The sequence below is a fragment of the Hymenobacter terricola genome, assembly GCF_017921975.2.
GTDB classification, from domain to species: domain Bacteria; phylum Bacteroidota; class Bacteroidia; order Cytophagales; family Hymenobacteraceae; genus Hymenobacter; species Hymenobacter terricola.
Genome location: NZ_JAGEMO020000124.1, coordinates 1 through 19,938, shown reverse-complemented (window position 1 = coordinate 19,938; position 19,938 = coordinate 1). Strand labels below are relative to the sequence as shown.

The 19,938-nt window shown below is 64.3% G+C and carries 19 protein-coding genes; 8 read left to right on the top strand and 11 right to left on the bottom strand.

Annotated elements, in window-relative coordinates; genetic code table 11:
• Positions 1-60: 60 nt before the first annotated feature.
• On the bottom strand, positions 61-420 hold the full coding sequence (locus J4G38_RS26500) for a hypothetical protein (RefSeq protein WP_210521878.1): 360 nt from the start codon (positions 418-420) through the stop codon (positions 61-63).
• On the bottom strand, positions 417-827 hold the full coding sequence (locus J4G38_RS26495) for a hypothetical protein (protein WP_210521877.1): 411 nt from the start codon (positions 825-827) through the stop codon (positions 417-419). Before J4G38_RS26495 ends, J4G38_RS26500 begins: the two co-directional genes overlap by 4 nt.
• An 883-nt stretch (positions 828-1,710) precedes the next feature.
• Here J4G38_RS26495 and J4G38_RS26490 point away from each other — a divergent pair.
• The 8 genes from J4G38_RS26490 to J4G38_RS26455 all read left to right on the top strand — a co-directional run bounded on the left by J4G38_RS26490 (position 1,711) and on the right by J4G38_RS26455 (position 11,081).
• Positions 1,711-2,139, top strand: coding sequence for a hypothetical protein (locus J4G38_RS26490; protein WP_210521876.1), 429 nt, complete (start codon positions 1,711-1,713; stop codon positions 2,137-2,139).
• A gap of 225 nt (positions 2,140-2,364) precedes the next feature.
• Positions 2,365-2,604, top strand: a complete 240-nt coding sequence (locus tag J4G38_RS26485; RefSeq protein ID WP_210521882.1) for a heavy metal-binding domain-containing protein — start codon at positions 2,365-2,367, stop codon at positions 2,602-2,604.
• Between the two features lie 75 nt (positions 2,605-2,679).
• Positions 2,680-4,035 carry an efflux RND transporter permease subunit gene (locus J4G38_RS26480; RefSeq protein WP_210521875.1) on the top strand — a complete coding sequence of 452 codons (1,356 nt, stop codon included), beginning with the start codon at positions 2,680-2,682 and terminating at the stop codon, positions 4,033-4,035.
• The gene (locus J4G38_RS26475) at positions 4,032-5,924 is read left to right on the top strand and encodes an efflux RND transporter permease subunit (protein ID WP_210521874.1); all 1,893 of its coding nucleotides are present in this window, start codon (positions 4,032-4,034) and stop codon (positions 5,922-5,924) included. Before J4G38_RS26480 ends, J4G38_RS26475 begins: the two co-directional genes overlap by 4 nt.
• A 141-nt stretch (positions 5,925-6,065) precedes the next feature.
• Positions 6,066-7,313 (top strand): TolC family protein, encoded by a 1,248-nt coding sequence (locus tag J4G38_RS26470; protein WP_210521873.1) that lies wholly within the window; start codon positions 6,066-6,068, stop codon positions 7,311-7,313.
• Positions 7,297-8,667 (top strand): efflux RND transporter periplasmic adaptor subunit, encoded by a 1,371-nt coding sequence (locus J4G38_RS26465; protein WP_210521872.1) that lies wholly within the window; start codon positions 7,297-7,299, stop codon positions 8,665-8,667. The genes J4G38_RS26470 and J4G38_RS26465 overlap by 17 nt, the downstream gene beginning before the upstream one ends.
• On the top strand, positions 8,654-9,946 hold the full coding sequence (locus tag J4G38_RS26460) for an efflux RND transporter periplasmic adaptor subunit (protein WP_210521871.1): 1,293 nt from the start codon (positions 8,654-8,656) through the stop codon (positions 9,944-9,946). Before J4G38_RS26465 ends, J4G38_RS26460 begins: the two co-directional genes overlap by 14 nt.
• A 112-nt stretch (positions 9,947-10,058) precedes the next feature.
• Positions 10,059-11,081, top strand: coding sequence for an LLM class flavin-dependent oxidoreductase (locus J4G38_RS26455; RefSeq protein ID WP_210521870.1), 1,023 nt, complete (start codon positions 10,059-10,061; stop codon positions 11,079-11,081).
• 145 nt (positions 11,082-11,226) lie between these two features.
• Here the strand turns inward: J4G38_RS26455 and J4G38_RS26450 are convergent, their stop codons facing one another.
• The 9 genes from J4G38_RS26450 to J4G38_RS26410 all read right to left on the bottom strand — a co-directional run.
• Entirely contained in the window at positions 11,227-11,979 is a 753-nt protein-coding gene (locus J4G38_RS26450) for a DUF305 domain-containing protein (RefSeq protein WP_210521869.1), read from the bottom strand.
• A complete protein-coding gene (locus J4G38_RS26445) occupies positions 11,976-12,242 on the bottom strand; it encodes a hypothetical protein (RefSeq protein WP_210521868.1) in 267 nt (88 codons plus the stop codon). Before J4G38_RS26445 ends, J4G38_RS26450 begins: the two co-directional genes overlap by 4 nt.
• A 21-nt stretch (positions 12,243-12,263) precedes the next feature.
• The gene (locus tag J4G38_RS26440) at positions 12,264-13,064 is read right to left on the bottom strand and encodes a ZIP family metal transporter (protein WP_226163923.1); all 801 of its coding nucleotides are present in this window, start codon (positions 13,062-13,064) and stop codon (positions 12,264-12,266) included.
• A gap of 4 nt (positions 13,065-13,068) precedes the next feature.
• Complete coding sequence (locus J4G38_RS26435) at positions 13,069-13,740, bottom strand: DUF305 domain-containing protein (RefSeq protein ID WP_210521867.1); 672 nt, start codon at positions 13,738-13,740, stop codon at positions 13,069-13,071.
• 25 nt (positions 13,741-13,765) lie between these two features.
• The gene (locus J4G38_RS26430) at positions 13,766-14,662 is read right to left on the bottom strand and encodes a cation diffusion facilitator family transporter (RefSeq protein ID WP_210521866.1); all 897 of its coding nucleotides are present in this window, start codon (positions 14,660-14,662) and stop codon (positions 13,766-13,768) included.
• 9 nt (positions 14,663-14,671) lie between these two features.
• Positions 14,672-16,729 carry a heavy metal translocating P-type ATPase gene (locus tag J4G38_RS26425; protein ID WP_210521865.1) on the bottom strand — a complete coding sequence of 686 codons (2,058 nt, stop codon included), beginning with the start codon at positions 16,727-16,729 and terminating at the stop codon, positions 14,672-14,674.
• Between the two features lie 18 nt (positions 16,730-16,747).
• A complete protein-coding gene (locus J4G38_RS26420; protein ID WP_210521864.1) occupies positions 16,748-17,998 on the bottom strand; it encodes an MFS transporter in 1,251 nt (416 codons plus the stop codon).
• Positions 17,999-18,038: 40 nt separating this feature from the next.
• Entirely contained in the window at positions 18,039-19,220 is a 1,182-nt protein-coding gene (locus tag J4G38_RS26415) for an efflux RND transporter periplasmic adaptor subunit (RefSeq protein WP_210521863.1), read from the bottom strand.
• A gap of 27 nt (positions 19,221-19,247) precedes the next feature.
• Positions 19,248-19,938: TolC family protein (locus tag J4G38_RS26410; RefSeq protein WP_226163920.1), on the bottom strand; the 691-nt coding region annotated here is incomplete at its 5' end.

Sequence of the window (19,938 nt, the reverse complement as noted above, 5' to 3'; positions counted from 1 at the left end):
TACAGGCTCTGAAGGCCTAGCGGAACTGTCCAAAGTGGCCGTAGAACAGGAAGGGGATGCTCATGTAAGACGGGCTCGTTTGGCCCAACACCTCTTATCCATCTTGTTCCTTCCTGTTGCAGCGAGACCCAAGTTTAAGCCGCGGCTCAAACATAGGACCCTCTTAGAATTATCGGCCACCCACAGATTGACGCCGTCCGCCATCGTGCGGGCATACTCTATCACTTCCCCGGTGTTCTTGACCCCGGAAAAGGCAATTGACACAACCCGGAGGGTCTTGCCAATGGACCGGGGGCTATCGCGCTGATAGGCTTCTTCGTCAAGCGTCAGTAGCTCCTGAATCTTGTGCAACTCCATGGTGCTCCCCGAGCGCTTGGCCACTTGCTTGCTGAGCTTTTCTAGTTCGGTGGAGGCGCTCATAGCTGAGTGTTGAATAAGGCGAAGTATTCGGTGCGGACCATTCCCTCAATGTCCTGGATGTAATCACCGAGGGGCGTTTCCCGGTGCTCCTCAATGGCGTACTGCCGGTTTTTTAGCTGTGTTCCCGAGGCATCAGCAAAGTAAGATTTGATTAGCAGGCAGCGCTCAAAGTACCAGTGCGCAGATGGTACGTTGGCCAGGCCCCGCTCAATTCGCTGAATACCATCCTGCGTGATAAAGTAGGCCTTACGTATGTCCTTTAGTCCCATGCTTGTTTGCTTTCTGAATTCGACCAGCCCTACTGATTTGAGGAAACCGCTGATGTCGTCCAAGTCCTGGTAAGCGCCGAAAAAAAATCGCTTCATTTCGTCGGTACGCAGTTCGGGTTCCCCAATTAGCGAAAACATTGCTGACAATCTGCTGCACATCAGCGGCGCTAGGTATCCCCGTTTCCTGATGCAGGCGCAACAATTCGAAGCACAGGTAGCTAGGATAGCGAAGCAGAAAATCTATCTTTTGAATTTTCACCTCCGAATAGAATACCTTAGCCAATCTCGGTTCCAGTGACTCCGTGTATTCCTCGGAGAAAAAATAGAGGATGAACAAAACACGCAACCGCTCTCTGTAGAGGGCTGTTTTCATAGTTGTGTAATGCAGCAAGACGTGATTGAATCGCTCATTTTTTCGCTGCCGATGGCCTTTTTGGGTACAATACGGTTGGGTTTTATTCTGATAGCCCCATCGTTTGTTTGCCGTATTGTATGCTCTATCTTCTGAGGGCACCAAGATAAGCGGGTTTCAACAACTACCCAATTGGGGCTGGCACACAGAGGTTGCTGCCACTGACATGAATTCAAACAAGCCCGCAAGTGAGAACGAGGGTCCTCACTTGCGGGCCTGTTTGGGCAGCCGATTACTATGCGTGTGTACCAGCTGAAGAAATCGTGAGTTAAGCAAACTGCGGTGCGACGCCTCACCATCGGGATTCACTCCGACCGGCTACAAAAGGAAACCAATTATTAGGTAGGCATACTCCTCACCCCGCTCAGCAGTTGAATATAATTCCTGCCTTGAAGTTACAGAATTTGGAGCCGCTCCCGTTTCTTCTTCTCCGTGGCTACTGGCAAGCAACTGGCCGGTGTGGCAGTTGTACGCATCTGACAGGGTTATTTCTAGGCGCTTCTACCCGCAGCCGTCCGGCGATGAGCCGGGGTTGGCGTTATCTAGCGCATGAGTAGCCCGCGGGCCTTCGCAAACTTTCGCGGTAGGTTTGCCGTTGATTTCACCGCCATGTACCGACTCTCTGCCCTAATGCGACGCCTGACGGCGGTGACCTTCCTGGTCACCTACCTCGGCCTGTTCGCGGGGCAGGCCTTCTGCACCGGCACCGGTGACCCGTTTGCCCAAACCGGCCGGGCGGCCTGCTGCATGGGCAAGGCCTGCGCCGGCATGGGAAAAATGGCTGCCAAGGGCAAAGACCCGAAAAGCCCCGACTGCAACAAGCGCGGCATTGCCCGCCTGCTGGCTGCGCAAGCCTCGCCACAGGGCCAGTCATTTCTGATTGCCGCGCCAGCGCTGCTGCCGGAAACGGCGATTACGCTGCCGTTCCCCCGATTTACGCGGTGGAACCTGGCGCAGAAAGTGATGCTGGTGCCCACCCGGCACCTGCCCCCCAAAATTCCCGACATTCGGATTTACATCCAGTCCCTGACCGTCTGAGCAACGGTTGTGTGCCACGGCCCTGCCCGGTATAGCGCTGCTGTACCCGGCGGTGCCGTGGCGTTTGTGTGCTAGCACCGGCCGCTTTCGGCTCGCCTCACGCGCTTTTGGCCCCGTGCCTGGCCACCCCCATCCCAAGTCTGGTGCCTGCCCGTTGCTTCCCGAAGGGGAGAGCGTGCGACAATTTTTACTGATTATTCCCCATCATTTTCATTCCCGCAAACCATGCGTGCCAACCTCTTTTTCCTCACCCTCACCGCCTCCGCCACCCTGCTGCTCAGCAGCTGCGACAACAAAGCTGCCCAGACGGAAACCGCCACCACGACGACCGCCCCGGCCGACAGCAGTGCCACAGCTACCACGGGCACCGCCGCCACTTACTACACCTGCGAGATGCACCCCGAGGTGCACAGCGACCAGCCCGGCAAGTGCCCCAAGTGCGGCATGACGCTCGTGAAAAAGTAGCCGCCCGACCAGTCGGGGCGGGGCCGGCGGCCCCGCCCGCTTTCGGCTTTTGTCTTCTGCTTACCCTGCTTTACTATGGTTAACAAACTCATTTCGCTCGCGCTGCGCAACCGCGTGCTGGTGCTGCTGCTTGCGGCCGGCCTGTTTGGCTGGGGCGTGTACTCGCTGCGCCGCAACCCGATTGACGCCATCCCGGATTTGTCCGAGAACCAGGTCATTGTTTTCACCGAGTGGAGCGGCCGGAGCCCGCAGGTGATGGAGGACCAGGTGACTTACCCGCTGGTATCGAACCTGCAGGGCATTCCGAAGGTGAAGAATATCCGGGGCACGTCGATGTTCGGGATGAGCTTTGTGTACCTGCTCTTCGAGGACAACGTGGACTTGTACTGGGCCCGCTCACGGGTGCTGGAGCGGCTCAACTACGCCCAGCGCCTGCTGCCGCCACAGGTGACGCCCACCCTGGGCCCCGATGGCACGGGCGTGGGCCACGTGCTCTGGTACACCCTGGATGCCAAGAACCTGGACCTGGGCGAGCAGCGCGCCCTGCAGGACTGGTACGTGAAGTTTGCCCTGCAAACCGTGCCCGGCGTGAGCGAGGTGGCTTCCTTCGGTGGGTTCGAGAAGCAGTACCAGATTAACCTCGACCCCACCAAGCTCAACTACTACCGCATTCCGCTGGCCGAGGTGCTGCGGGCCGTGAAGTCGAACAACAACGACGTGGGCGGGCGCAAGTTCGAGCTGAGCGACATGGGCTACATCGTGCGCGGGCTGGGCTACATCAAGAATATCCAGGACGTGGAAAACATGCCGGTGGGCACGTTTCAGTCGGTGCCGGTGCGGGTGAAGGACGTGGCCACCGTACAGATGGGCGGCGACATCCGGCTGGGCATCTTCGACGAAAACGGGCAGGGCGAGGCCGTGGGCGGCATCGTGGTGATGCGCTACGGCGAGAATGCCGACCTGGTCATCAAAGCCGTGAAGGCCAAGATGGCCGAGGTGCAGAAGGGCCTGCCGCCGGGCGTGAAGTTCACCTTCGCCTACGACCGCAGCACGCTGATTGAAAAGGCCGTGGCGTCCATCCGGGGCACGCTCGTCGAGGAGATGATAACCGTGTCCATCATCGTGCTCATTTTCCTCTTCAACTGGCGCAGCGCCCTGATTATCCTCATCCAGATGCCGCTCTCCATTGCCATTGCCTTCATTCTGCTGGAGGCCTTTCACGTCTCGTCCAACATCATGTCGCTCACCGGCATTGCCCTGGCCATTGGGGTGATTGTGGACGACGGCATCGTGGTGGTCGAAAACGCCTACCGTCACCTCGCCGAGGCGCAGGCCGCCGAAGCCACGGCGCCGCCGCCCGGCCCCGACCCCGAAGTAGTCACTTATCCGCAGCCCACCGCGGCGCCCGCCCCTCAGCCCACGACTGTATGACCGCCGAAGAACGCAACCGCATTATCGAAAAAGCCTGCAAGCAGGTCGGCACGGGGGTTTTCTACTCCTCGATTATCGTCATCGTGTCGTTTCTGCCGGTGTTTCTGCTCACCGGGCAGGAGGGCAAGCTGTTTTCGCCCCTGGCCTGGACCAAGACGTTTATCCTGCTCGTCGATGCCTTCGTGGCCATCACCGTGGCCCCGGTGCTCATCAGCTTTTTGCTGAAAGGCAAGCTCAAGCCGGAGAGCAGCAACCCGCTGGGGCGCTTTCTGGAACGGCTCTATACGCCGCTGCTGAGCTGGTGCCTGCGCTGGCGCAAAACCACGCTCGGCCTCAACATCCTGGCCCTGCTCATCAGCCTGCCGATGCTCTTTAGCCTGGGCACGGAGTTCATGCCGCCGCTGGACGAGGGCAGCATCCTGTTCATGCCCGTGACCCTGCCCGACGTGTCGAACACCGAGGTGAAGCGCATTCTGCAGGTGCAGGACCGCATCATCAAGGCCACGCCGGAGGTGGCGCACGTGCTGGGCAAGGCCGGGCGGGCCAATACGGCCACCGATAACTCGCCGATTTCGATGATTGAAACCATCATCCTGCTCAAGCCCCGCGACCAGTGGCGGGCGGGCATGACCAAGGCCAAAATCGTGGACGAGCTCAACGGCAAGCTTCAGATTCCGGGCGTGGTCAACGGCTGGACGCAGCCCATCATCAACCGCATCAACATGCTGAGCACCGGCATCCGCACCGACGTGGGCGTGAAGGTGTACGGCCAGAACCTGGATTCCATCTACCGCCTGGCCACCCGCATCAAGCAGCAGCTCGACAACGTGCCCGGCGTGAAGGACCTCTACGTGGAGCCCATCACCGGCGGCAAATACCTGGACATTGCCATCAAAAAGGACGAAATCGGCCGCTACGGACTCAGCACCGACGACGTGAACCTGCTGGTGGAATCGGCCCTGGGCGGCATGCCGCTGACTACCACCATCGAGGGCCGGCAGCGCTTCAGCGTGAATGCCCGCTTCGCGCAGGACTTCCGCAGCTCGCTGCCCGCCATCCGCCGCCTGCAGGTGCAGACGCCCAGCGCCGGGCCGATTCCGCTCTCGGCCGTGGCCGACATTCGGGTGGCGGAAGGGCCGCCGATGATTAACTCGGAAAACGCCCTGCTGCGCGGCACGGTGCTGTTCAACGTGCGCGACCGGGACCTGGGCGGCACCGTGCAGGAGGCCAAGCAGAAGCTGGAGCAGCTGCTCACGAAGATGCCCAAAGGCTATTTTCTGGACTGGAGCGGGCAGTACGAAAACCAAATCCGCGCCAGCCAGACGCTGAAGCTGATTGTGCCCATCGTGCTGCTCATCATTTTCGGGGTGCTCTACTTCACGTTCGGCTCGCTGAAGGAGGCTTTTTTCAACATCATCACCATCCCGTTTGCGCTTATTGGCGGGGTATTCATCGTCTATTTCTACGGCATCAATTTGTCGGTCGCGGTGGCCGTGGGCTTTATCGCCCTGTTCGGGCTGGCCGTGGAAACCAGCATCCTGATGGTGATTTACCTCAACGAGGCCGTGCAGAAGCTGGTGGCCGAAAAGGGCAACTCAAGTGAGACGCTGACCAACGCCGACATCCGCGCCGCCGTGATGGAAGGCGCGGCCAAGCGCCTGCGGCCCAAGATTATGACCGTGTCGGTGTCCTTGTTCGGGCTGGTGCCGGTGCTCTGGGCCTCGGGCGTGGGGGCCGACGTGATGCTGCCCATTGTGCTGCCGCTGATTGGGGGCGTGTTCACGTCCTCGATTCACATTCTGCTGGTCACGCCGGTGGTGTTTGAGATGATGAAAGAGTACGAGCTGCGCAAACACGGCCGGCTGGAAATCCCGGTAATGAATCATTAAGCCATGAAAACCAAACAGAAAGAACGTCATGCTGAGCGCAGCCGAAGCATCTCTACCGCAATAGTAAATAATTGCATTGCGCGGTAGAGATGCTTCGGCTGCGCTCAGCATGACCGTTTGGATATTTTGAAAATCAATTCAATGAAATTCTTCCTCCTGCTCCTGCTGCTGGGGCCGCGCCTGGCCGCCGCGCAGCACTGGCCGCGCCTGCCCCTGGACTCGGTGCTGCGCCGCGTGGCGCGCGACAACCCGCGCCTGCGCCAGTACGATGCCCAAATCAAGGCCGCCGATGCCTACGCGAAAGGTGCCCGCACGTGGGCCCCGCCCAAGGTGGGGGCCGGGCCGTTCATGACGCCCTACGTCACGCGCCGCAACAGCGACAACCCCGGCGACGTGAACCGGGGCTTCGCGATGGTATCGGTGGAGCAAACCATTCCCAACGGGGCCCGGCTGCGGGCCAATGAGCGCTACCTGCAAAGCCGGGCCGGCGTGGAGCAGGAAAGCCGCGCCTACGAGCGTAATCAGCTCTTCGCCGACACCAAGCAGAACTACTACGCCTGGGCGCTGCTGCTGAAGAAGCAGCGGGTGCTCGACGGCACCGAGCAGCTGCTGCGCTTCATCATCCGCTCCATCGAGCTGCGCTACAAGTATGGGGGCGAAAAGCTCAACGACGCTTTCCGGGCCAAGGCCGAGCTGCTGCGCCACCACGCCGAGGAGATGGAAGTGCAGGGCCAAATCGACGAGAAGCGCATTGCCCTGAACACGCTGATGAACCGCCACCCCGACGAGCAGTTCGAAATCGACTCGACCTACGCCCGGCCGGACTACCGCGACGCGCCCGATACGGCCGCCCTGGCCCTCGCCCGCAGCGACGTGCGCCGCCTCGACCGCACCCTGGCCCGCACCCGCCTGCAACAGGCGCTGGAGCTGACCAGCCGCAAGCCTGAATACGGGGTGCAGTACCAGCACATGAATACGCTGGGGGGCAATTCACAGAGCCAGTACACGCTGCAAGGCACAATCTCAATTCCGATTGCGCCCTGGGCCGCGCGGGGCTACAAGGCCAATGTGGCCGGCCTGGGCCTGGAGGCGCAGGCCCTGCGCGAGCAACGCGCCGCCCTGGTGACGCAGGCCAAAGGCACCGCCTCGGGCCTGCTGGCCCGGCTGCACGCCAAGGGCGAGCAGGTGGATATGTACGAGAAGAACATTCTGCCGGCGGTGCTGAAAAGCTACCGGGCCACGCTGCTGGCCTACGAGCAGAATACTGAGGAGCTGACCGCCGTGCTCCAAGCCTGGGAAACCCTGCGGGCCACCCGGCTGGAGGCCGTGAATCAGGAAATGGAATACATCCAGCTGCAAACCGACTATGAGCGTGAAATTGAACACTAGCCCGGCGACCTTCGCCCCCTGGGGCCCATTGCGAGGCCCGGCCCGGTTGTGCTGGCTGGTTGTGCTGCTGGCCGGCCTGGCCCTGGCCGCCTGCTCGACCAGGCATGACCCTACGGAAACGGCGGCCACGGCCGCAGCGGACGTGTACACCTGCTCGATGCACCCGCAGGTGCACCAGGACCATCCCGGCGACTGCCCCATCTGTGGCATGACGCTGGTGAAGAAGATAAGTGCCTCTGTCCCGGCGGCTTCGCCATCAGCGGCCGGAGGCAAGGTGGATTCCTCAACCATAGTGCCCGCCCCCAATGAGCAGGTGCTTTCCCGGGTGCGGCTGGTTCGGCCCTCCCGCACGGCCGAGACGGCCGTTATTACCGCGCCGGGCACTATTGCCTACGACCCGCGCCGGTTTGAGAACGTGGCCGCCCGCTTCGGCGGGCGCATCGAGCGCCTGTACGTGCGCTACCAGTTCCAGCCCGTGCGCGCCGGCCAGAAGCTCTACGACATCTATAGCCCCGAGCTGGTGACCGAGCAGCAGAACCTGCTGTTCCTGCTGCAAACCCATGACCCCGATGACCAGGCCCTGCTCAATGCCTCGCGGCAGAAGCTGCAGCTGCTGGGCCTCTCGGCGGCGCAGGTGCGGGCCGTGGAGCAGCGCGGCCGGCCGCAGCTGAGCATAAGCGTCTTCAGCCCGGTGAGCGGCTACGTGATGGAAACCGCACCCCCGGCGGCCGCAGCAGCGGCTGTCCCTGCTATGAGCCAACCGGGCAACCCCGCCCCGGTCGGAGCGGCGCTGGAGCAGGCCGCGCCCCTGGCCATTCGGGAGGGGCAGTACGTGGCGCGTGGCCAAGGCGTGTTTCAGGTGGTGAACACCGACCGGGTGTGGGCGCGCCTGCAGGTGTACGCCCGCGACGTGGATGCCGTGCAGCCGGGCCAGCCCGTGGAGCTTACGTTGAATGACCAGCCCGAAGCCCCGCCGATAAAAGCCACCATTGCCCTGTTGGAGCCGGTGCTGGCCGGCGACGCCGCCACCGTGACGGCGCGGGTGTACCTGCCCAACCCGGGCGGGCAGCTCAAAATCGGGCAGCTGGTGACGGCCCGCATCACGCAAGCGGCGGCGGCCGGGTTGTGGGTGCCGATTACGGCGGTGGTGGAGCTGGGCACCCAGCAGGTCGTTTTTCGCCGGCAGTCGAATAGCCCGCGCCTGCTGGCCGTGCCCGTGCTAACCGGCCCGCGCCGCGGCACGCAGGTGCAGGTCGTGCGCGGACTGCGCGCCGAGGACCAGATTGCCGAAAATGGCCAATACCTGGTCGACAGTGAATCCTTTATCAAACCCGTGGCCGATGTTCAGCAATAAATCACCGTTTCTATTCCTGGCCCTGAGTGTAAGCCTGGCTGCCTGTGGCCACCATGACGACCCGAAAACGGCGTCCGCCGTGCAGGCCGAGGCAACGGCGACCCCGGCCACGGCCGCGCTGGGCAGCTACTACACCTGCTCGATGCACCCGCAGGTGCACCAGGACCATCCCAGCGACTGCCCCATCTGCGGCATGGCCTTGATAAAGGTGAACAAGGCCGCCGCCAACGGCCGCACCTTGCAGCTGAGTGCCGAGCAGGTGCGGCTGGGCAATATTCGGGTGGCCACCGTGGGCGAGGCGCGCGCGGACGGTAGCACCGCTGGCTCTGCCAGCGGCCTGCGCCTGACGGGCCGGGTGGTGCTCAACCCCGAAAACCTGGTGCAGGTGAGTGCCCGCGTGCCCGGCCGTGTCGACCGCCTCTACGTGCGGGCCACCGGTGAAACCGTGCGGGCCGGGGCCCCGCTGTTTGCCATTTACAGCGAGGAATTGCTGAAAGCGCAGCAGGAGCTGCTGCTGGCCCACGCGCAACGGCGCGAGCTGACGGGCGGTGGCATCGACTACGCCCCCCTGGTGGAAGCGGCCCGCACCAAGCTGCGGCTGTGGGGTATGACGACCAGCCAAATAGCCGGCCTGCTGCGGTCGGGCAAGGTGCTCAATCCTATGCCTTATTTCAGCCCCCGCAGCGGGGTAGTGCAGGAGCTGAGCATCCGCGAAGGCGACTATGTGAGCGAGGGCACGGCCGTGGTCCAGCTGGCCGACCTGAGCTCGGTGTGGGTAGAAGCCCAACTGTACGCCACCGACCAGCCCCTGCGGGATGGCCAGCCCGTGCAGGTTTCCTTCCCGGCCTTCCCCGGCCAAACGGTAACGGGCCGGGTGAGCTTCAGCAGCCCCGAGCTGGCCGCCGAGAGCAAGGTGGCGCTGGTGCGGGTGCAAATTCCCAATCCGCGGCAGCAGTACACGCCCGGCCTGCAGGCCGTCGTGGAAACCACCGGCCCGGCGGCCCGTCCGCAGTCGACGGCTAGCTCGGGGCTGCGCGTGCCGGTCGAGGCGGTATTGCAGGAGTCGGCCGGCAACAGCCTGTGGGTGCGCACCCCCGATGGCCGCTTCGAAAATCGCATGGTGACGCTGGGCCCGCAAACCGGAGAGCAGGTGGAAATCCTATCGAATCTGAAAGCCGGGGAGCAGGTAGTAGTGAACGGTGTTTACTTGCTCAACAGCGAATACATTCTGCAAAAAGGGGCCACGCCGATGGCGGGAATGGAAGGCATGAAGATGTGAAGGGGGCGTTGAGCCAGTTGATGCAGGTGGGATTAATGAACTGTGTATATACATTAAATGTATGTACATTTGTATCTCTGCTGCTTATCGCAGAGCTCTAAAAATTAATATCATGGAAGTTGGAATTGATAGTTTTGCCTCGCATCTGCTCAGCAACAGCAGCAGCGCAACCCTTACGGGTGCCGAGGCCATGAGCCAGCTGCTCGACCGCATTCAGCGGGCCGATGAAGTGGGGCTCGACGTGTTCGGCATCGGCGAGCACCACCGGGCCGAGTACCTGGATTCCGCGCCCGCTGTCATCCTGGCCGCGGCGGCCGCCCGCACCAAACGCATCCGCCTCACCAGCGCCGTCACGGTGCTCAGCGCCGCCGACCCGGTGCGGGTGTTTCAGCAGTTTGCCACGCTCGACCTGATTTCGCAGGGCCGGGCCGAAATGGTGGTGGGCCGCGGCTCGTCCATCGAAGCGTTTCCGCTGTTCGGCTTCGACCTCGACGATTACGACGAGCTGTTTGCCGAAAAGCTCGGCTTGCTGCTGCAAGTGCGCGACACCGAGAAAGTGCGCTGGTCGGGCCGGTTCCGGCCGGCGCTCACCGGGCAGGGCGTGTACCCGCGGCCGGTGCAGTCGCAGCTGCCCATCTGGCTGGGCGTGGGCGGCACGCCCGAATCGTTTGTGCGGGCCGGCACGCTGGGCCTGCCCCTGATGGTGGCCATCATCGGCGGCGACACCCACCGCTTCCGCCCCCTGGTGGACCTCTACCGCGAAGCCGGCCGCCGGGCCGGACATGCCCCCGCGCAACTGAAGGTGGGCCTGCACTCGCTGGGCTACGTGGCCGATACCACCGAAGAAGCCCGCGAGGGCTTCTACCCCGGCTACGCCCGCACCTTTTCGGCGCGGGCCAGGGAGCGCGGCGGGCTGCCCGTCACCCGTCCGCAGTTCGACGCGCAAGCCGGTCCGCTAGGCGCGCTGCTGGTGGGCAACCCCGAAGAAGTGGCCGCGAAAATCCGGCGCCACGGCGAGGCGCTGGGCGGCATCTCGCGGGTCACGTTTCAGATGGACGTGGCCACCCTGCCCCACGCCGACATCCTCCACGCCGTGGAGCTGCTCGGCACCCGCGTAGCCCCGCTGCTGCGCTGATTCGGTGTGGCGGGCAGCAAGCGGGCCCGACAAAGTCATGGCAAACGTCAATGGCCGCGATTCAAAAACCATTCAGGCGGCGCTGGAAGCGGGCGGTTACCCGTTGGTGCGCTCGGTGACAAAAGCGGGGTGAAAGTCTGCGGCCTTACCTAGCCTTATCAGGGTGTTGAATCAACCATTGCTGAAGTTGTTCAATTTCCCGCTGCTGGTCCTGCAACACGAGATAGGCCACTTGCTGGAGCTGCTCATCCCGGCCGAGCTCCAACTCGGCGCGGGCCAGGGTGATGGAGTTCTGGTGATGCGCGATGAGCAGCGCGGCAAAGTCCCGGTCGATGCTGCCCGTGCCGGCATCTTCCTGGTGCTGGTTGCTGCGCACGCGCAGGGAGTCCGCGCCGGCTTCCAGCCGGGCTATGGTGCGGTGGGCGGCGGGGTGCAGGCCGCTGGTGGCAGCGTCCAGCAGGCGGCTGAACCGTTCGCTTTGCGTGGTGTGCTCGGGAAAGCTGGGCGGCAGCGCCCGCAGGCGCCGGTTGGCCGACTCCAGGCTTACGATAAGTTGCTGGTGGTCATGGTTGATGTGCTCTGCCGCCGCCCGCAGCGCCGGGTCCTGCCCTTTGTTCAGTTCCAGGGCCGACATGGCCACCGCGGCCCGGTGGTTTTCCCGCAGCAGCAGGGCAAAGTACAGGTCGAGGTTGTCGGCCGGTGGCAAGGACTGGGAGCGTTCCACCATCGTATGCAGGGCGGCCATCATGGTAGGCGGCAGTTCGTGCACCCCGGTCCCGTTGGTTTCATCGGCCGACCCGTGGCAGCCGCCTGCCAGCAGGGCCAGTACCAGTACCCCGCCCGCAACTGTGCGGGCGGTCAGGGACCCGTGCCGGTGAACGGTGGTCGAAATGCTCATGCCACAGTTGTGCTGACGACGTGACTGCGGGCCTCCGGCTCGCCCTGCTGCGTTTCGTGCTGCACGTAGTATTCGAGCTGGGTGCCGGGGGCGAAAGCGTCGGTGTCGAGGTAGGGCGAGCGGGTGTTCACGGCTAGGCGCTGCCAGGAGCTGGCTTCGCCGCCCACGCGGCGGAAGAGGTGGGCGACTTCCAGCAGTTCTTTGGAGAAAGCGATGCGGCGGCCGGCGGGCTCCAGGGTCAGGTCGATTTTAGTGGGGTGCATGGGGGAGGAGATAAGCGGCGGCTAGGCAATCATGCCGAGCAATAAAAACAACAGGAAGCCAACGAAGAAGGACAGGGTGAGCAGCGGGGTTTCGGTTTCTTCGTGGGCTTCAGTGAGCAACTCCTCGGTGACGAGAAACAGCAGGGCGGCCAAGCCAAAGGAAAGCACGATTTCGAGCAGGTTTCCGGTGGCCCCGCGTAGTAGGGTGGTGCCGATGCCGGCCCCGATGAGCAGCATGAGCGAAGTGCCGGCCACGATGGCCACGGCCCGGCCCTTGCCGTGGCCACCCTCCTGCAGCTCCACGGCAGTGGCCAGGCCGAGCGACAGCAGCTCGATGGTGAGGGCAATGGCCAGTAGAGTACCTTCCTTCGCGCCGGCGGCAAAACCGATGCCGAGCAGCAGGCCATCGATGAAGATGTCGATGCCGATGGCCACGAGCAGGCCCCACGGCAGCGTTGCGGCGGCACTCGTGGGGAGGCCCGAGCGGTCGGCAGCTGGCTCGGCGTCTTTGCCGGCTTGTTCCTGTTTTTCGAGGCGCTGGGTGAAGTAGCGCAGCCCGAGCATGGTGGCCACGCCGAGGCCGAAGCCCAGCACTACTTCGTAGGGCGCGTGGTGCTGGACGATGTCGGGCAGCAGCTCGACGGCGACCACGGAGAAGATGACGCCGGCCGCGAAGTGCAGGATGGCGCTGCGCAGCTGGGGGCCGGGGGCGCGCCAGACGGCCAGGGCCGCGCCGGCAATCATGACGACGGCCGGCAGCACCGAAAAGCCAAGCATGGTCGTCCAGGGCGGGGTGACGGCGGTAGGGATGGTCAGCAGCATGGGGCTATTGGGTGGGGTGAGCTTGCAGCCAGCGCTGGTACTGCTTGACTTCGGCCTGCTCGTCGCGGACGATGCGGCGGGCGGCGTCCTTCAACTCAGCATCCTTGCCGAACGCCAGCTCGACCTGGGCCAGGGCCACGCCGGTTTGGTGGTGCACCTGCATGAGGGTGGCAAAGTCGGCATCGAGCGGACCCGGCGTGGGCGGCAGCTGGCGCAGCGGAGCCAGCGCGGCGGCAATGCGGCGCACGAACGGGTCTTTGGTGTTACCGGGGCGGTATTCCTGGCCTTTGGGAGGCTGCCGGGTCAGGGCCAGGGTGAGGACGTGGTTGTCGCGCTCGTGGCCTTTGAGTACGTGCTGGGCCAGGGCGCGCAGGGTGGAATCCTGGCCGCTGGCAATTTCCACGGCGGCCAGGCGCTGGGCGCCGCTGTGGTGGACGGTCATGAGGCGGGCAAAGTCATCGTCCCAACAGCCGTCGCGGTGCACGGTGTCGAGCTGTTGGGCCAGCAGCAGCAGGGTGTCGCGCAGGCTGGGCGGGGTAGCGACGGGGGCCGGTTTGGGCTGGCCGGCGGCGTGGACTTCCTGCTCGTGGACATCGGTATCGGGCTTGGAATTGCAGCCGGCAAGGGCCAGGCTGGCTCCGAGGAGCAGCGCATAAAAGGCGGGGTATATTTGCATGAAAAGGGGTTTTAGAGCGGAGTCCTTATTCGGTGGGCTCGATGTGAACCAGCACGTTGTAGACAGCGGGCTTGGCCCGGATAATGGTGACCTTCACGGCCCCGGCGATGTTGTGGCCCTCGCGCACGCTGATGCGGCCGTCCACTATCACATGCAGGTCGGCGAAGTACTCGAAGCCCATTTTGCGCACGAAGCACTTCTCGGTGGCCATCACGCCGGGCACGGCTTCGGCCAGCGCGCGGATGTCTTCGGCCCACGTGCCGGCGGGGGCCTCGTCCATGATTTCGCCAAAGGCGGGCCGGAAAATGTGGTAGGCGTTGTAGACGATGAAGCAGCAGGCCACCAGGGCTGCCCAATCGTCGGCTGCCTCCCACCCTTTGCCGCCGATGAGGGCAATGCTAATGCCGACAAAGGCGGTGCAGGAAGTAATGACGTCGGCGCGGTGGTGCCAGGCGTCGGCTTTGACGGCGTTGCTGTCGACCTCTTCCCCCACCTTATTGACGGGGCGGTAGAGGGTTTCCTTGATGGCAATGACCACAGCCAGCACCGCCAGCGTGAACGGGGCCGGCAGCTGGTGGGGCGTGATGATGTGGATGATGCCCTCGGTGGCAATGTAGGTGGCGGCCCCGAGCAAGGCCACGGCGACCATGATGGCGGCCAGCGGCTCGGCTTTGCCGTGGCCGTAGGGGTGGTTTTCGTTGGGCTCGCGGGCGGCGGTGCGCAGGCCGAGCCAGACGATGAGGGAGCTGAAAATGTCGGTACCCGACTCGATGGCTTCGGCAATGAGGGCGTAGGAATGGCCCACCACGCCGGCCGTGCCCTTGCCGAGTACCAGGGCGATGTTGGCCCCGATGCCGAGCAGGGTGGACGACTGGCCGCGCTCGGCTCGTTCGCGGTTGGTGGGAGCAGCTTCGGTGGTCATGAAAGGGAGCTAAGGCTTGGAAGTGAAGTCCATGCGCTGGATGCGCACGGCGTTGAGGATGGCCAGCAGGGCGACTCCCACGTCGGCAAACACGGCTTCCCACATGGTGGCCAGGCCGCCGGCCCCGAGGGCGAGCACCACGGCTTTCACGGCGAAGGCCAGCCAGATGTTTTGCCACACGACGGTGTGGGTGGCTACGGCGATGCGGCGGGCGGTGGCAATCTTGCTGGGGTGGTCGGTTTGGATAACGACGTCGGCGGTTTCGATGGTGGCGTCGGAGCCGAGGCCACCCATGGCGATGCCGACATCGGCCAGGGCCACCACGGGGGCATCGTTCACGCCGTCGCCGACGAAGGCCAGCCGGTGGCCGGCGGCTTTGAGGCGCTCGACGTGGGCCGCTTTGTCCTCGGGTAGCAGGCCGCCGTGGGCCTCCGTTATGCCGAGCTGCTGGGCCACGCGCTGCACGATGGCATCCTTGTCGCCGGAGAGCATGACAATGGTTTTGATGCCCTGGGCTTTGAGCTCCTGCACGGCCTGGGCGGCATCTTCCTTGATTTCATCAGCCACGGTGAGGTAGCCGGCGTACTGGTTGCCCACGGCTACTACCACAATGCTGTCGACGAGCTGGTCGATTTCAGCGGGATAGGCGACGTTGAATTTGGTGAGCAGCTTGGTGTTGCCGGCCAGCACCTCCTGGCCATCGACGCGGCCACGCAGTCCGTGGCCGGCAATTTCCTCCACGTTTTCAACCGCCAGCGCCGGGCCGGTGGGCTTGACGTGCTGCACCAGCGCCTGGGCAATGGGGTGGGTGGACTTGGCTTCGAGGGCCGCGGCCAGGGCGGTGAACCGGGCTTCGGTCTGGCCGGGGGCCGTGACGACCTGCTGCACGGCGAACACGCCCTTAGTGAGGGTGCCGGTTTTGTCCATCACTACGGTGTCAATCTCGCGCATGACATCCAGGAAGTTGGAGCCCTTGAAGAGCACGCCCACCTTGGAGGCCGCGCCGATGCCGCCGAAGTAGCCGAGCGGAATGCTGATAACCAGCGCGCAGGGGCAGGAAATGACGAGAAACACCAGCGCCCGGTACAACCAGTCGCGAAATACGTAGTCGTCGACGACGAAATACGGCAGCAGCGTGAGCAACACCGCCAGCCCTACCACGATGGGCGTGTAGACGCGGGCAAACTTGGTGATGAACTGCTGGGTTTTGGCCTTGCGGCCCACGGCGTCCTGCACCATCGCCAGAATCTTGCTCAGCTTGGTGTCCTTGAACGCAGCCGTGACGCTGATTTGGCTCAGCGTGTCCTGGTTTATCATGCCCGCCAGCACCGTTTCGCCCTTTTGCATGGTTTGCGGCACCGACTCGCCGGTGAGGGCGGCCGTGTTGAAGGTGCCGCGCTCGGACTGTAGGGTACCGTCGAGAGCCACTTTCTCGCCGGGCTTGACTTCAATCACGTCGCCCACTACCACTTCTTTGGGGTCGAGCACGAGGTGCTGGCCGCCGCGCAGCACGCCCACTTCGGTGGCCTGGATTTCGAGCAGGGCCTTGATGCTGCGCTTGGCCCGGTTCACGGCCGCGTCCTGGAACAGCTCGCCCACGGTGTAGAACAGCATCACGGCCACGCCTTCGGCGTATTCCCCAATGGCAAACGCGCCGATGGTGGCGATGCCCATCAGCAGAAACTCGTTGAAGATGTTGCCGCTGGGAATGCTCTGGATGGCCGAGCGAATGACCTTCCAGCTCACCAGCAGGTAGGCCACGCCGTACCAGAGGGGGCGCACGTAGCCGGTGAAGAAGCCGACTTTGTAATAGTCGAGGGCAATGCCAGCCAGCATGAGCACCAGGCTGATGCCGGGCACCAGGTAGGGGTTGTCGCCGGCGGGGCCGTGGTCGTGGTCGTGGCCGGCGTGCTCGTCGTGGTCGTGGCCCGGCACGTCGTGGCCCTCGGGCTCAGTAGCGGCCTCGGGGGTGAGCTGGCTGCGGGTGAGGGCGCCCACGTTTTCGGGCTGCACCTGCTTGGCGGTGTTCAGTTCCTCGTGGAGGTTATCGGATGATGGGTCGGGCATGGATTGTCGGAACGAAGATTAACGGGTAGGAAGGGCCGCCGGGAGCGGTTGGGGTGGCACGGGCGCGCGCCGGGCCAGCAGCCAGGTGCCGGCCAGCAGCCCCAGCGCCACCACCCCGCCGTAGAGAAAAGAGCGGTTGGCGAAGTGCAGGCCCAGGAAGCCGGCCAGCGGGTACGCAAAGGCCCACCAGAGGTGGCTCCAGGCGAAGTGAGCCCCGTACACGCGGCCCTGGTGGGCCTCGTCGGTTTGCTCGGCAATGAGGGTTTGGGTGGCCAGGTTGACGGCGTTCTGGCCGGCGCCGGCCAGCAGCCAGAGGCCCATCAGCAGCCAGAGGCCGGCGTGGTTGGCGGGCAGCACGGCCAGGCTGGTGAGCACGGCCCCGAGGATGACGAACGTGGTGTGGGCAATGCGCTTGGTGAGCGCGCCGGCCAGCAGCGCCGCGGCCGTGGCCCCGATGCCGAAGGCGGCCATTACCCAGCCGTAGCGGGCTTCGGGCAAGTGCAGCTGGCCACGCACAAGGCCCACGGTGTTCACCAGAATCAGGGCCCCGCTCACGGCGGCCACCAGCTCCAGCAGCAGGGCGTAGCGCATCACGGCGTTTTTCCAGAGCAGGCGGGTGCCTTCCAGCACGGCCGTGACGGTCACCCGCTCGTCAGCGCCGGCCGCAGCGTCTTCGTTGCGCAGCCGGGCGGGCAGCGTGAAAATCAGCACGCCCGATACCAGGAACGTGGCCGCGTCGATGAAGAAGATGTTGCGGGTACCGAGGAAGGCGGCCACGCCGGCGGCGATGCCGGGGCCCAGGACGCCGAGCAGCTCGTTGGTGGCGCTCGATAGGCTCAGGGCTGCCGGCAGCTCCTCGTCGGTGGTGACGGCGGGCAGCGTGGCCTGGAAGGTGGGCGTGAAAAAGGCCGTGAAGGCGTTGACCGTGAACATCAGCGCGTACACCTGCCACACCTGCGTGACGAAGGGCAGCAGGCCGATGACGACCATGCGCACCACGTCGGCGGTGACCATAATGGTCTTGCGGTTTAGGCGGTCGGCCAGCACGCCGGCCAGGGGCGAAAGCAGCACGAAGGCCGTCACGCGCAGGGTCAGGGCGAAGGCCAGAATCTGGGCCGAATGGCTGCCGCCGAGCTCAAAAGCCAGCAGGGCCAGGCCCACCCACGTCAGGGCATCGCCGAGCAGGGAGGTAGTTTGGGCCGCGTAGAGGCGGGCAAACACGGGGTTGCGCAGGCTGCGAAAGGGAGCAAATAGCGAGGATTCGGGCATAAAAACCAGGGTAATAGTAGGCAGGGCTGAAAAGGAGCGGTTATTCCTCCTCCGTATTCTTAAGCTTGCCGAGCAGGGAATACGCGCCTTTGGTGACAAAGTGCAGGGGCTTGCCCTGTTCGGCAGCGGGCAGGTGCACTTCGGTGTAGCCGTCCTCGCTCACGCCCCGCGTCACGGGCACCATCCGGTAGGTGGCGGTGCCGGCTTTTGCGGCCGAATCTGCCGCGACGAAGACGTAGGCTTGCGCCCCGAACTGCACCACGGCCTTTTCGGGCAGGGTGGGTACGGTGACGCGGTTGGTTTCGATGACGGCCCGCACGAACGTGCCGGGCAATAGCTGCTCGTCCTCCCGGTCCTGGTGGGCGTGGATGCGCACCGTGCGCTCGGGGCTGATGGTTTTGCTGATGAGGTAAACGTGAGCGGTGCGCTCGCGGCTCAGGGAGTCGTTCCCGAGCGAGAAGCGCACCAATTGGTTTTCCTTGACCTGCGGAATGTCTTTTTCAAACACCGTCAGCTCGACGTGCAGGTGCTCGGGATTGACGATTTCGAACAGCACGTCGGTGGGGGTCACGCTCTGGCCGATACTCACGTTCACGGCCTTGACGAAGCCGCCTCTGGGAGCGCGCAGGGTGGCCGTGCTCACGATGCGGCCGCCGATGGGTAGGCCCGCCAGGCGCAGGCGGGCGGCCTGGGCGTTGGTTTTCACTTGCAGGGCCTCGTACTCAGCCTGGGCGCGCTGGTAGTTTTTCTGGGGGGCTACCTCCTGGCGGTACAGCTCACCCTGGCGCTCGTACTCGGCGCGGGCGTACTTGAGCTGGCTGCGGGCTTCGAGGTAGTCCTGCTGGAGCTGCACGAAATCGGGGTTGCGGATGACGGCCAGCATCTGGCCGGCGCGCACCCGCGAGCCTTGCAGCAAGTTAGTGCGGTCCACAAACCCGCCCATCGGGGCGCTGACGGAAACGAGGTTTTCGGGGGGCACGTCGAGCACGCCGTTGACTTTCAGACCACCGCTCATCGGGCGCTGGGTGAGGGTGCCGAGGCGCACGCCGCCCACCTGCTGCTCGGCGGCCGTGAGGGTCACGCGGTCGGGGGGCGCGGCAGCTTCGGGGGCAGGCGCGGTTTGGCTCTCCGAGGCTGGGGCTTCGCTGGTTTCGTCGGCTTCTTTCTTGCCGCAGCCGGCCAGCAGGGCCAGCAGCAAGAAACAGGTTGTCAGGTGTCGCATGCTAGAATTAATGAGGTTGGGGCGGCCTTACTGGCTGCCCAGGAGGTATTCCAGCTCGATAACGGTCTGGTTGTGTTGCAGCAGCGCGTCGAGGTAATCGAGGCGCAGGCGGCGGGCGCGCTCCAGGTTGAGCAGGTATTCAGAATAGCCGGTTTCGCCGGCCTTGTAGGCAATGGTGGACAGGCGGGTGATGACCGTAGCCTGCGGCAGGGCGGTGGTTTCGAAGTAGCGCAGGCGCTGCCGCTGCTCGGCGCGGCGGGCCAGCAACTCATCGAGCTGGCCCGCTATTTCGGCGCGGTAGCGGTCGTAGCCAGCCTGGGCCACCTGATCCTGCAGGCGGGCGGCCTGCACGCGGGCTTTTTGGGGGCCGCGGAGCAAGGGCACGGCCACGCCGGCCTGCACGCCCTGAAAGCGCGCGCCGGCCCCGAAGTAGCGTTCGGTGCCCACGGCGTCGAGGCGCTGGTAGCCGATGATGGATTGATTGAAATAGCCCACCGTGAACTCGGGCAGGCCGGCGGCCCGGGCCACGCGGGTTTCGGCGCGGCGCTCGGCTATCTGTTGGGCCAGTACCCGGGCGTGGGGGTTTTTGACTTTTAGGAGCGTGTCGGCCAGGGCGAGGGCAGTGGTATCGGCCAGCGACGCTGCGTCCATCAAGGCTAGCGGGTGCAGGAGGCTGTCGGCCACGACCACGGCGGTGGGCACTTGCAGCAAAGCCTGG